The sequence below is a fragment of the Streptomyces sp. SID5643 genome (assembly GCF_009872555.1).
Lineage (GTDB): Bacteria > Actinomycetota > Actinomycetes > Streptomycetales > Streptomycetaceae > Streptomyces > Streptomyces iakyrus.
The window spans coordinates 1-13,747 of the sequence record NZ_WWIC01000140.1; the positions used below are offsets into that span (position 1 = coordinate 1).

The 13,747-nt window shown below is 66.2% G+C and carries 7 protein-coding genes and 1 pseudogene; 1 reads left to right on the forward strand and 7 read right to left on the reverse strand.

All coding sequences use genetic code 11. The features are described from left to right. Positions 1-160 (forward strand): annotated as a pseudogene (locus tag GTY56_RS40610) (helix-turn-helix domain-containing protein); the annotation flags it as partial. A 413-nt stretch (positions 161-573) separates the two neighbouring features. On the opposite strand, the gene tuf reads toward GTY56_RS40610, so the two are convergent. The 7 genes from tuf to rpoB all read right to left on the reverse strand — a co-directional run bounded on the left by tuf (position 574) and on the right by rpoB (position 13,409). Then, complete coding sequence (tuf, locus tag GTY56_RS17585; protein ID WP_033308978.1) at positions 574-1,767, reverse strand: elongation factor Tu; 1,194 nt, start codon at positions 1,765-1,767, stop codon at positions 574-576. Positions 1,768-1,923: 156 nt separating this feature from the next. Further along, positions 1,924-4,050 carry an elongation factor G gene (gene fusA / locus GTY56_RS17590; RefSeq protein WP_033308979.1) on the reverse strand — a complete coding sequence of 709 codons (2,127 nt, stop codon included), beginning with the start codon at positions 4,048-4,050 and terminating at the stop codon, positions 1,924-1,926. A 39-nt stretch (positions 4,051-4,089) separates the two neighbouring features. Then, the gene (gene rpsG, locus GTY56_RS17595; RefSeq protein WP_003992340.1) at positions 4,090-4,560 is read right to left on the reverse strand and encodes a 30S ribosomal protein S7; all 471 of its coding nucleotides are present in this window, start codon (positions 4,558-4,560) and stop codon (positions 4,090-4,092) included. A gap of 2 nt (positions 4,561-4,562) precedes the next feature. Beyond that, complete coding sequence (gene rpsL, locus GTY56_RS17600) at positions 4,563-4,934, reverse strand: 30S ribosomal protein S12 (protein WP_003948652.1); 372 nt, start codon at positions 4,932-4,934, stop codon at positions 4,563-4,565. Positions 4,935-5,253: 319 nt separating this feature from the next. After that, positions 5,254-5,772, reverse strand: coding sequence for a DUF1707 domain-containing protein (locus GTY56_RS17605; protein WP_161366331.1), 519 nt, complete (start codon positions 5,770-5,772; stop codon positions 5,254-5,256). A gap of 157 nt (positions 5,773-5,929) precedes the next feature. Next, positions 5,930-9,829 carry a DNA-directed RNA polymerase subunit beta' gene (locus tag GTY56_RS17610; RefSeq protein WP_161366332.1) on the reverse strand — a complete coding sequence of 1,300 codons (3,900 nt, stop codon included), beginning with the start codon at positions 9,827-9,829 and terminating at the stop codon, positions 5,930-5,932. Positions 9,830-9,923: 94 nt separating this feature from the next. Next, positions 9,924-13,409: a DNA-directed RNA polymerase subunit beta gene (gene rpoB, locus GTY56_RS17615; protein ID WP_161366333.1), complete on the reverse strand. Its 3,486-nt coding sequence runs from the start codon at positions 13,407-13,409 to the stop codon at positions 9,924-9,926. Between the last annotated feature and the right edge of the window lie 338 nt (positions 13,410-13,747).

Sequence of the window (13,747 nt, forward strand, 5' to 3'; positions counted from 1 at the left end):
ACTGCCACCCCCACCGCCCTTCGCCCCACCGACGCCCCGACCACCCGCGCGGCACCCCCTCCAGACCTGCGACGGCTGCGACCGAGCCTTCCGCGCCCCGGACCCCGGCCACTGCCGCGACTGCCGCTCCGGCCGAACCGAACCCTTGGAAGCCGTATGAGGAGGGCAACGGCCGCACACGTCGTCTCGCTGCCCCGCGACCCCAGCGGGACAGCCTGGCCGGGCACTCCCTGCGTGAACTGAGCGCTGTCCTGGACGAAGCCATGAAGGCAGTCCGCGGGTGAGCTGGAAAGGCCCATGACGCCGTCGATCCGGAGGGCGGCGACATCATCGTCCCCGGCGGCATGTTCACGTATCAGGTCGTCGTCCGCAGCGAGCGGATCTACATCGTCCAGATCACGTACCTGGGCTTCTGACCGACTACAGGAAGCACACCCCAGACCTCGGCCCGCCCGCGCACCGACCTGCCGCAGGTGACCACCCCCGGAAACGGCAAAGGGACCCGCACGACCGAAGTCGTACGGGCCCCTTCGAGCCACTCAGGTCATGAGACCCTCAAGCCAGTCCGAAGACTCACTTGTTGATCTTGGTGACCTGGCCGGCGCCCACGGTCCGGCCACCCTCACGGATGGCGAACTTCAGGCCCTCTTCCATGGCGACGGGCTGGATGAGCTCCACCTTCATCTCGGTGTTGTCACCCGGCATGACCATCTCGGTGCCCTCGGGGAGGGTCACCACGCCGGTCACGTCCGTCGTGCGGAAGTAGAACTGCGGGCGGTAGTTGTTGAAGAACGGCGTGTGGCGGCCACCCTCGTCCTTGGACAGGATGTAGGCCTGCGCCTCGAACTCGGTGTGCGGGGTGACCGAGCCCGGCTTGATGATGACCTGGCCGCGCTCGACGTCCTCGCGCTTGATGCCACGGAGGAGCAGACCGACGTTCTCACCGGCCTGGCCCTCGTCGAGGAGCTTCCGGAACATCTCGATACCGGTGACCGTGGTGGTGGTCTTCTCGGTCTTGATGCCGATGATGTCGACGGTCTCGTTGACCTTCAGGACACCACGCTCGATACGGCCGGTGACGACCGTACCGCGACCGGTGATCGTGAAGACGTCCTCGATCGGCATGAGGAACGGCTTGTCGACGTCACGCTCGGGCTCGGGGATCGCCGTGTCGACGGCGTTCATGAGCTCGAGAACCGAGTTGCCCCACTCCTTGTCGCCCTCAAGGGCCTTCAGAGCGGAGACCTTGACGACGGGAACGTCGTCGCCCGGGAACTCGTACTCGGAGAGGAGCTCACGGACCTCGAGCTCGACGAGCTCCAGGATCTCCTCGTCGTCCACCATGTCGGCCTTGTTCAGGGCGACGACGATGTACGGAACGCCGACCTGGCGGGCCAGGAGCACGTGCTCCTTGGTCTGCGGCATCGGGCCGTCGGTGGCGGCGACCACGAGGATGGCGCCGTCCATCTGCGCCGCACCCGTGATCATGTTCTTGATGTAGTCCGCGTGACCGGGGCAGTCGACGTGGGCGTAGTGACGCGTCTCGGTCTGGTACTCGACGTGCGCGATGGAGATGGTGATACCGCGCTGGCGCTCCTCAGGAGCCTTGTCGATCTGGTCGAAGGCCGAGGCCTCGTTCAGGTCCGGGTACGCGTCGTGCAGCACCTTGGTAATGGCGGCCGTGAGGGTCGTCTTACCGTGGTCGATGTGACCGATGGTGCCGATGTTGACGTGCGGCTTAGTCCGCTCGAACTTCGCCTTCGCCACTGGGGTCCTCCTGGGAGTGGTTCTGGTACGCCTTACTTCATCGGCGCCAGGTGATCTTTGCTGGAAAGCCCGGGCCCCGGGGCACTCTCACCGCGAGAGCGGTGGAATGCCCCTCAAGGCTCCGGAGTCAAGCCTACGGCGTGTAGACGCTGTGCGTTACTCGCCCTTGGCCTTCGCGATGATCTCCTCGGCGACGTTCCGGGGAACCTCGGCGTAGGAGTCGAACTGCATGGAGTAGCTCGCACGGCCGGACGTCTTGCTGCGCAGGTCGCCGACGTAACCGAACATCTCCGAGAGGGGCACGAGGCCCTTCACGACGCGGGCACCGGCCCGCTCCTCCATGGCCTGGATCTGACCACGGCGGGAGTTGATGTCGCCGATGACCTCACCCATGTAGTCCTCGGGCGTGGTGACCTCGACGGCCATCATCGGCTCAAGGAGCACGGGGGACGCCTTGCGCGCGGCCTCCTTGAAGGCCTGCGAACCGGCGATCTTGAACGCGAGCTCGGAGGAGTCGACCTCGTGGTAGCCACCGTCGATGAGCGTGACGCGGACGCCCGTCATCTCGTAGCCGGCCAGGATGCCGAACTGCATGGCCTCCTGCGCACCGGCGTCCACCGAAGGGATGTACTCCTTCGGGATGCGGCCACCGGTGACCTTGTTCACGAACTCGTAGGAGGCGTCGCCGCCCTCGATCGGCTCGATCGCGATCTGCACCTTGGCGAACTGGCCGGTACCACCAGTCTGCTTCTTGTGCGTGTAGTCGACGCGCTCGACGGCCTTGCGGATCGTCTCACGGTAGGCGACCTGCGGCTTGCCGACGTTGGCCTCGACCTTGAACTCACGGCGCATACGGTCGACCAGCACCTCGAGGTGCAGCTCGCCCATACCGCCGATGATGGTCTGGCCGGTCTCCTCGTCCGAGTGGACCTGGAAGGACGGGTCCTCCTCGGCCAGGCGCTGGATGGCGACGCCCAGCTTCTCCTGGTCGCCCTTGGACTTGGGCTCGATGGCGACCTGGATGACCGGCGCCGGGAAGTCCATGGACTCCAGGATCACCGGGTTCTTGTCGTCGGACAGCGTCTCACCGGTGGTGGTCTGCTTCAGGCCCATGACGGCGACGATGTCGCCGGCGCCCACCGACTCGATCTCCTCACGCTTGTTCGCGTGCATACGGTAGATCTTGCCGATGCGCTCCTTCTTGCCCTTGACGGAGTTCAGCACGGCGGTGCCGGACTCCAGGCGGCCCGAGTAGACCCGGACGAAGGTGAGCTTGCCGAGGTGCGGGTCGCTCATGATCTTGAACGCGAGCGCGGCGAGGGGCTCGTCCTCCGACGGCTTGCGCGCGATGACCTGCTCCGGGTCCTTGACGTCGTGGCCCTCGATGGCCTCGACGTCGAGCGGGGTGGGCAGGTAGCGCACGACCGCGTCGAGCAGGGGCTGAACGCCCTTGTTCTTGAACGCGGTGCCGCAGAACACGGGGGTGACGGTGGTGCCGCCGCCCTTGCCGGACGCGATCGTGATACGGCGGATCGCGGCGTAGAGCTGCTCCACGGTGGGCTCGGTGCCCTCCAGGTACAGCTCCATCAGCTCTTCGTCGTTCTCGGCGACGGCCTCGAGCAGCTTGCCGCGGTACTCCTCGGCAGCCTCGGCGTGGGTGTCCGGGATGTCGACGGTGTCGTACATCTCGCCCTTGGTCGCCTCGGCCGACCAGACCAGGGCCTTCATCGTCACGAGGTCGATGACGCCCTTGAAGTCCGCCTCCGCACCGATCGGCAGCTGCATGACCAGCGGCTGCGCGCCCAGGCGGTCCGAGATCATGTCCACGCAGCGGTGGAACTCGGCGCCGGTACGGTCCAGCTTGTTGACGAAGCAGATACGCGGCACGCCGTAACGGTCGGCCTGACGCCACACCGTCTCGGACTGCGGCTCGACACCGGCGACACCGTCGAACACCGTCACGGCACCGTCGAGCACACGCAGGGAGCGCTCCACCTCGACGGTGAAGTCGACGTGGCCCGGGGTGTCGATGATGTTGATGGTGTAGTCGTTGTCCTCGAGCGGCCAGTGACAGGTGGTCGCAGCAGACGTGATCGTGATGCCACGCTCCTGCTCCTGCTCCATCCAGTCCATGGTGGCAGCGCCGTCGTGGACCTCACCGATCTTGTACGACACGCCGGTGTAGAACAGGATCCGCTCGGTGGTGGTCGTCTTGCCCGCGTCGATGTGGGCCATGATCCCGATGTTGCGGACCTTGGCCAGGTCAAGTGAAGTGGTAGCCATAAGGCTTCAGTCTTCTCTCGGTCTCGATGTGGGTAGCGACTACCAGCGGTAGTGCGCGAAGGCCTTGTTGGACTCGGCCATCTTGTGGGTGTCCTCGCGCTTCTTCACAGCGGCACCGAGGCCGTTGGAGGCGTCGAGAAGCTCGTTGAGCAGGCGCTCGGTCATGGTCTTCTCGCGACGGGCGCGGGAGTAACCGACCAGCCAGCGCAGCGCGAGCGTGTTGGCGCGACCGGGCTTGACCTCGATCGGAACCTGGTACGTCGCACCACCGACACGGCGGGACTTGACCTCGAGGGTCGGCTTGATGTTCTCCAGCGCGCGCTTCAGCGTGATGATCGGGTCGTTGCCCGTCTTCTCACGCAGACCCTCCATGGCGCCGTAGACGATGCGCTCGGCGGTGGAGCGCTTGCCGTTCAGCAGCACCTTGTTGATGAGGGAGGTCACCAGAGGAGAACCGTAGACCGGGTCGATGATGACCGGGCGCTTCGGGGCGGGGCCCTTACGAGGCATTCTTACTTCTCCTTCTTGGCGCCGTAGCGGCTGCGGGCCTGCTTGCGGTTCTTGACACCCTGGGTGTCGAGCGAACCACGGATGATCTTGTAGCGAACACCCGGCAGGTCCTTCACACGGCCGCCGCGCACGAGCACGATGGAGTGCTCCTGCAGGTTGTGTCCCTCACCCGGAATGTAAGCGGTGACCTCGATCCCGCTGGTCAGACGCACACGCGCGACCTTACGCAGGGCCGAGTTCGGCTTCTTCGGGGTGGTCGTGAACACACGCGTGCAGACGCCACGACGCTGAGGCGAACCCTCGAGTGCGGGCGTCTTGTTCTTCTCGACCTTGTCCTGCCGGCCCTTCCGGACCAGCTGCTGGATCGTAGGCACTACTTCTCCGGTTTCTGTGTGCCGAATGGTGAAGCTAACCTGGAACATCTCCGACCCACGCGGTCGGGTGTGTCGAACCCGCGGACTCCCGCCGCGAGGCAGAAACAGCGCAGATTACGGTGGCCAGTGTCGGCCCGCCGTGCGGTTCATGGCACACACGCGGGCCAGGGCACACCCCAGGCACAAGGTCTGAGCGTACCTACCGCATTCGCTGCGGTCAAAACAAATGGGCACCGCCCGCATCGCCGGGCGGGACATGTCAAGCCCCTCAGCCGTTGTCGATCTTCAATTCGTCGGCGAGTGTCCGATATGCATACCTTCAGGATGCTACGACGGACACCACCGTCAGCAACACCAGAACGAGTGCCCAACCTGCCGTCGACAACCATCCGAGCACCAGACCGGTCAGCGCGAGCCCGTCCCCCAGCTCTCCCCGGCTGCGGATCTCGGCCCGGGCCACATGCCCCAGCACGACCGCAGGGATCCCGGTCAGCCCCATGGTGGGCACGCACAGCAGCCCGCACACCCCGGCCGCCACGGCCTTCCCGTTGGTCCGCGGCCGCGGCACGGGCAGGAACGAGGCCGACACGGGCGCGTACGAGGCCGGCCGCGGCAGCGGCCCCTGGGGCAGATCAGCGACGAGCAGCGCCAGCTCCCCCACGGTCCGCGCGGCATACGCCCGCCCGACCCGCTTCTCGAATTCTCCGTGCTCCAGGCGCCCCTCGCCGTACCCGGCTCTGAGCACGTCCACGGCCCGCTCCCGGTCTGCGTGCGACGCGAGCATCGAAGGGGCGCCGGAGCCCTGCCAGGGCTGCCAGGACGGATAGGGCTGCGACACGGAGCACCTCCCCGGGGCCGGAGTCCTTCCATGATGCGCCGAAGCCGCGGTTCCGACACCGGTGCGTCCACAACGGGCACCGCGTGTCGGCCGGACGGCGGACACGCCGAAGGGCGGCCACCCCGAAGGATGACCGCCCTTGGCTCAAGCGACTCGCTTACTGGTTGTACGGACCGTAGTCGTAGTCCTCCAGCGGAACGGCCTGGCCGGAGCCCGTGCCGAACGGCGAGTAGTCGATGTCGTCGTAGCCGACGGCCGAGTACATCGCGGCCTTGGCCTCCTCGGTCGGCTCGACCCGGATGTTGCGGTAGCGGGACAGACCCGTACCGGCCGGGATGAGCTTACCGATGATGACGTTCTCCTTGAGGCCGATGAGGCTGTCGGACTTGGCGTTGATCGCCGCGTCCGTCAGGACTCGGGTCGTCTCCTGGAAGGAGGCGGCCGACAGCCAGGATTCCGTCGCCAGCGAGGCCTTGGTGATACCCATGAGCTGCGGACGACCCGAAGCCGGGTGACCACCCTCCTGGACCACACGACGGTTCTCGTGCTCGAACTTCGAGCGCTCGACCAGCTCGCCGGGCAGCAGCTCGGCGTCGCCGGACTCGATGATCGTCACGCGGCGCAGCATCTGCCGGATGATGATCTCGATGTGCTTGTCGTGGATCGACACACCCTGCGAGTTGTAGACCTTCTGGACCTCGCCGACCAGGTGGACCTGAACGGCACGCTGGCCCAGGATGCGCAGCACGTCGTGCGGGTTGGTGGCACCCACGGTGAGCTTCTGGCCCACCTCGACGTGCTCGCCCTCGCTGACCAGGAGACGGGCACGCTTGGAGATCGGGAACGCCGTCTCGTCGCTGCCGTCGTCCGGGGTGACGACGATCTTCTTGGTCTTCTCGGTCTCCTCGATCCGCACGCGGCCCTGGGCCTCGGAGATCGGGGCGACACCCTTCGGGGTACGGGCCTCGAAGAGCTCGACGACACGCGGCAGACCCTGGGTGATGTCGTCACCGGCCACACCACCGGTGTGGAAGGTACGCATCGTCAGCTGGGTACCGGGCTCACCGATGGACTGGGCGGCGATGATGCCGACCGCCTCACCGATGTCGACCAGCTTGCCGGTGGCCAGCGAACGGCCGTAGCACATCGCGCAGGTGCCGACGGCGGACTCGCAGGTCAGGACCGAGCGGGTCTTGACCTCCTCGACGCCGCGCTGGACGAGCTCCTCGATGAGGACGTCGCCGAGGTCGGTACCGGCCGGGGCCAGCACCTGTCCGTCGACCACGATGTCCTCGGCGAGGCAGCGCGCGTACACCGACGTCTCGACGTCCTCGGTCTTGACCAGACCGCCCTCGGCGTTCCGGTCCGCGATCTTGAGGCGCAGACCGCGCTCGGTGCCGCAGTCCTCCTCGCGGATGATGACGTCCTGGGAGACGTCGACCAGACGACGGGTGAGGTAACCCGAGTCGGCGGTACGCAGAGCGGTGTCCGCCAGACCCTTACGGGCACCGTGCGTGGAGATGAAGTACTCCAGCACGGACAGGCCCTCACGGAACGACGCCTTGATCGGACGCGGGATCGTCTCGTTCTTCGCGTTCGACACCAGACCACGCATACCGGCGATCTGACGCATCTGCATCATGTTGCCTCGTGCACCCGAGTTCACCATCATGAAGATCGGGTTGGTCTTCGGGAAGTTGTCGTTCATCGCCTCGGCGACCTCGTTGGTCGCCTTGGTCCAGATCGCGATGAGCTCCTGCGTGCGCTCGTCCTTGGTGATCAGACCGCGCTCGTACTGCTTCTGGACCTTCTCGTCCTGCGCCTCGTACCCGCGGACGATCTCCTTCTTCGCCTCGGGAACGACGACGTCGGAGATGGCCACGGTGACACCGGAACGGGTCGCCCAGTAGAAGCCGGCCGCCTTCAGGTTGTCGAGCGTCGCCGCCACGATGACCTTGGGGTAGCGCTCGGCGAGGTCGTTGACGATCTCGGAGAGCTGCTTCTTGCCGACCTCGTAGTCGACGAACGGGTAGTCCTCGGGCAGCAGCTCGTTGAAGAGCGCACGGCCCAGCGTGGTGTTCAGCCGGAAGCTGTCACCCTGCTGCCACTCGGGCTCACCCTCCTCGCGCGCCGGCGGGGTCCAGCCACGCGGCGGGATGGTGCCGACCGGGAAGCGGACGTCGATCTTCGACTGGAGCGACAGCTCGCCCGCGTCGAAGGCCATGATCGCCTCGGCGACCGAGGCGAAGGAACGGCCCTCACCCTTGAGGTCGCGCATCTCGCCGTCGGTGGTGAGGAAGAACAGACCGAGGACCATGTCCTGGGTCGGCATCGTCACCGGGCGGCCGTCGGCCGGCTTGAGGATGTTGTTCGAGGACAGCATCAGGATGCGGGCCTCGGCCTGCGCCTCCGCGGACAGCGGCAGGTGCACGGCCATCTGGTCACCGTCGAAGTCCGCGTTGAACGCGGTGCAGACGAGCGGGTGGATCTGGATGGCCTTGCCCTCGACCAGCTGCGGCTCGAAGGCCTGGATGCCGAGGCGGTGCAGCGTGGGCGCACGGTTCAGCAGAACCGGGTGCTCCGCGATGACCTCTTCCAGCACGTCGTACACGACCGTGCGGCCGCGCTCGACCATGCGCTTCGCCGACTTGATGTTCTGCGCGTGGTTCAGGTCGACCAGGCGCTTCATCACGAACGGCTTGAAGAGCTCCAGCGCCATCGCCTTGGGCAGACCGCACTGGTGCAGCTTCAGCTGCGGACCGACGACGATCACGGAACGCGCGGAGTAGTCCACACGCTTACCGAGCAGGTTCTGACGGAAGCGGCCCTGCTTACCCTTCAGCATGTCGCTGAGGGACTTCAGCGGGCGGTTACCGGGACCGGTGACCGGGCGACCGCGGCGGCCGTTGTCGAACAGCGCGTCGACGGCCTCCTGGAGCATGCGCTTCTCGTTGTTCACGATGATCTCGGGCGCACCGAGGTCGAGAAGCCGCTTCAGGCGGTTGTTCCGGTTGATCACACGGCGGTACAGGTCGTTCAGGTCGGAGGTCGCGAAGCGGCCACCGTCCAGCTGCACCATCGGGCGGAGGTCCGGCGGGATGACCGGCACGCAGTCGAGCACCATGCCCTTGGGGCTGTTGCTGGTCTGCAGGAACGCGGAGACGACCTTCAGGCGCTTGAGCGCACGGGTCTTCTTCTGGCCCTTGCCGGTACGGATGATCTCGCGGAGGCGCTCGGCCTCCTCGTCGAGGTCGAAGGACTCCAGGCGCTTCTGCAGCGCCGCGGCACCCATCGAGCCGTCGAAGTACGTGCCGAAGCGGTCACGCAGCTCGCGGTAGAGCAGCTCGTCGCCCTCCAGGTCCTGGACCTTGAGGTTCTTGAAGCGGTTCCACACCTCGTCGAGGCGGTCGATCTCGCGCTGCGCACGGTCGCGCAGCTGCTTCATCTCCCGCTCGGCGCCCTCGCGCACCTTGCGGCGCACGTCGGCCTTGGCGCCCTCGGCCTCCAGCTCGGCCAGGTCGGTCTCGAGCTTCTTGGCGCGGGCCTCCAGGTCGGCATCGCGGCGCTGCTCGATCTGCTGGCGCTCGACGGAGACGTGGGCCTCCAGCGAGGGCAGGTCGCGGGTGCGGCGCTCCTCGTCGACGTACGTGATCATGTACGCCGCGAAGTAGATGACCTTCTCGAGGTCCTTCGGCGCCAGGTCGAGCAGGTAGCCCAGGCGCGACGGAACACCCTTGAAGTACCAGATGTGCGTGACGGGCGCGGCCAGCTCGATGTGGCCCATCCGCTCACGGCGCACCTTGGCGCGGGTGACCTCGACGCCACACCGCTCACAGATGATGCCCTTGAAGCGAACACGCTTGTACTTGCCGCAGTAGCACTCCCAGTCCCGGGTCGGACCGAAGATCTTCTCGCAGAAGAGTCCGTCCTTTTCGGGCTTGAGCGTGCGGTAGTTGATCGTCTCGGGCTTCTTGACCTCGCCGTGGCTCCACTGACGGATGTCGTCAGCGGTGGCCAGACCGATCCGGAGCTCGTCGAAGAAGTTGACGTCGAGCACTATGCGTCAATCCCTCTCAGGGTTGTAAGTCATGGGGTCTGATACGGGGGTCCTGGGGCCGGAGGCCTTCATCGCGAAGGCCTCCGGACTCCCGTCAGACCTCTTCGACGCTGCTCGGCTCACGCCGGGACAGGTCGATGCCAAGCTCCTCCGCAGCGCGGAAGACGTCCTCGTCGGTGTCGCGCATCTCGATGGACATGCCGTCCGAGGACAGCACCTCCACGTTGAGGCACAGGGACTGCATCTCCTTGATGAGCACCTTGAAGGACTCGGGGATGCCGGGCTCGGGGATGTTCTCGCCCTTGACGATGGCCTCGTAGACCTTCACGCGGCCGGTCACGTCGTCGGACTTGATGGTCAGCAGCTCCTGGAGGGCGTACGCGGCGCCGTAAGCCTCCAGCGCCCACACCTCCATCTCACCGAAGCGCTGGCCACCGAACTGGGCCTTACCACCCAGCGGCTGCTGGGTGATCATCGAGTACGGACCGGTCGACCGGGCGTGCAGCTTGTCGTCGACCAGGTGGTGCAGCTTGAGGATGTACATGTAGCCGACGGAGATCGGCTCCGGGAACGGCTCGCCGGAGCGGCCGTCGAACAGCGGCGCCTTACCGGTCGGGAGCACCATGCGCTCGCCGTCGCGGTTCGGGATGGTGTGGTTGAGCAGACCGGCCAGCTCGTCCTCACGCGCACCGTCGAAGACGGGGGTGGCGACGTTGGTGCCCGGCGCGACCTGGTCGGCCTCGATGGCCTGGAGGCGCTGCGCCCAGTCGTCCGCGAGGCCGGAGACGTCCCAGCCGCGGCTGGCGAGCCAGCCGAGGTGGATCTCCAGCACCTGTCCCGGGTTCATTCGGGACGGCACACCGAGCGGGTTGAGGATGATGTCGACCGGGGTGCCGTCCTCCAGGAACGGCATGTCCTCGATCGGCAGGATCTTCGAGATGACGCCCTTGTTGCCGTGACGGCCGGCGAGCTTGTCACCGTCGGTGATCTTGCGCTTCTGCGCGACGTAGACGCGCACCAGCTGGTTCACACCGGGGGGAAGCTCGTCGCCCTCCTCGCGGTCGAAGACGCGGACGCCGATGACCTTGCCGATCTCGCCGTGCGGCACCTTCAGCGAGGTGTCACGGACCTCACGGGCCTTCTCACCGAAGATGGCGCGCAGCAGGCGCTCTTCCGGCGTCAGCTCGGTCTCACCCTTGGGCGTGACCTTGCCGACGAGGATGTCGCCGGCGACGACCTCGGCACCGATACGGATGATGCCGCGCTCGTCGAGGTCGGCGAGGACCTCCTCGGAGACGTTCGGGATGTCCCGGGTGATCTCCTCGGGGCCGAGCTTGGTGTCACGGGCGTCGACCTCGTGCTCCTCGATGTGGATCGAGGAGAGGACGTCGTCCTGCACGAGGCGCTGCGACAGGATGATCGCGTCCTCGTAGTTGTGACCCTCCCACGGCATGAACGCCACGAGCAGGTTCTTGCCCAGCGCCATCTCGCCGTTCTGGGTGGCCGGACCGTCGGCCAGGACCTGGCCCTCGATGATCCGGTCGCCCTCGTTGACGATGACCTTCTGGTTGACCGAGGTGCCCTGGTTGGAGCGGGCGAACTTGGCCAGGCGGTACGTGATGTACGTGCCGTCGTCGTTGGCGGTGGTGATGTAGTCCGCGGAGACCTCCTGGACCACACCGGGCTTCTCGGCCTTGACCACGTCGCCGGCGTCGACCGCGGAGCGGTACTCCATGCCGGTGCCGACGAGCGGGGACTCGGACTTAATCAGCGGCACGGCCTGACGCATCATGTTCGCGCCCATGAGGGCACGGTTGGCGTCGTCGTGCTCCAGGAAGGGGATCATGGCCGTCGCGACCGACACCATCTGGCGCGGCGAGACGTCCATGTAGTCCACGTCCTCGCCACCGACGTAGTCGACCTCGCCGCCCTTACGGCGGACGAGCACCCGGGCCTCGGCGAAGCGGAGGTCGTCCGTCAGCTGCGCGTTGGCCTGCGCGATGACGAAGCGGTCCTCCTCGTCGGCGGTCAGGTAGTCGACCTCGTCGGTGACCTGGCCCTCGAACACCTTGCGGTACGGGGTCTCCACGAAACCGAACGCGTTGACCCGGCCGTAGGAGGCGAGCGAGCCGATCAGACCGATGTTCGGGCCTTCGGGCGTCTCGATCGGGCACATGCGGCCGTAGTGCGAGGGGTGCACGTCACGGACCTCGAAGCCGGCCCGCTCACGGGAGAGACCACCCGGACCAAGAGCCGACAGGCGGCGCTTGTGGGTGAGGCCCGACAGCGGGTTGTTCTGGTCCATGAACTGCGACAGCTGGCTGGTGCCGAAGAACTCCTTGATGGAGGCGACGACCGGCCGGATGTTGATCAGGGTCTGCGGCGTGATCGCCTCGACGTCCTGGGTCGTCATCCGCTCGCGGACGACTCGCTCCATACGCGCCAGACCCGTACGGACCTGGTTCTGGATGAGCTCGCCGACGCTGCGCAGGCGGCGGTTGCCGAAGTGGTCGATGTCGTCGGTCTCGACGACGATCTCCGTACCGCTGTCGCCGACCGTCTCGGTCTCGCCCGCGTGCAGCTTCACCAGGTACTTGATCGTCGAGATGATGTCCTCGACGGTCAGGATGCCCGCGTCCAGCGGAGCGTCCGCACCCAGCTTCTTGTTGACCTTGTAGCGGCCGACCTTGGCCAGGTCGTAGCGCTTGGGGTTGAAGTACAGGTTCTCCAGCAGCGTCTGCGCGGCCTCACGCGTGGGGGGCTCGCCCGGACGCAGCTTGCGGTAGATGTCGAGCAGCGCGTCGTCCTGGCCCTGGGTGTGGTCCTTCTCCAGGGTGGCGCGCATCGACTCGTACTCGCCGAACTCCTCCAGGATCTGCTCGGTGGTCCAGCCGAGCGCCTTGAGCAGGACGGTGACGGACTGCTTGCGCTTGCGGTCGATGCGGACACCGACCATGTCGCGCTTGTCGATCTCCATCTCCAGCCAGGCACCCCGGGACGGGATGATCTTCGCGGAGAAGATGTCCTTGTCGGACGTCTTGTCGATGGAGGAGTCGAAGTAGACACCGGGCGAACGGACGAGCTGCGACACCACGACACGCTCGGTGCCGTTGATGACGAAGGTGCCCTTGTTCGTCATGAGCGGGAAGTCGCCCATGAAGACCGTCTGGGACTTGATCTCGCCGGTCTCGTTGTTCGTGAACTCAGCGGTGACGAAGAGCGGGGCCGCGTACGTGAAGTCGCGGTCCTTGCACTCGTCGATGGAGTTCTTCGGCGGCTCGAAGCGGTGGTCGCGGAAGGTCAGCGACATCGACCCGCTGAAGTCCTCGATCGGGGAGATCTCCTCGAAGATCTCCTCGAGCCCGGACTTGGTGGGGACGTCCTGACCGTTCTCGAGAGCCTCCTCGACCCGACTCTGCCAGGCGGTGTTGCCGAGCAGCCAGTCGAAGCTCTCGGTCTGCAGCGCGAGCAGGTTCGGAACCTCGAGAGGCTCCTTGATCTTTGCAAAAGAGATGCGCAGCGGGGCAGTGCTGGCGGCGTTGTTCGTATTCGCGGTCGAGGCGTTGCGCGAGGCGGCCAAGAGGGGGTCCTTCCGAGGGCTCGGACTCACTACGCGCGTACCGGCCCCTCTCCCGTACACGGAGACAAGCTGTGCCTTGAGGGCCGAAAGGCCAGGTCAGGCATGTCTTGTCATCGATGCTCGGGTGAGGGCAGACCCCTGGTGACGGGCAGGGGACAGCTAACAGGCAGCGCAAAGGGTCAGTGTAGCCACTTGGCACACTGATGTCCAGTGCGGGTCCTGGAACCCGTGTTCACCCTCGTTGTTCCACTCCTGCGACAAGGCGCTGCCCTCAACGCACGTTAGTACTGCCCTCTTCGTCGTCGATCCATGCCTCGGATTCGGATCCTGTGACGACG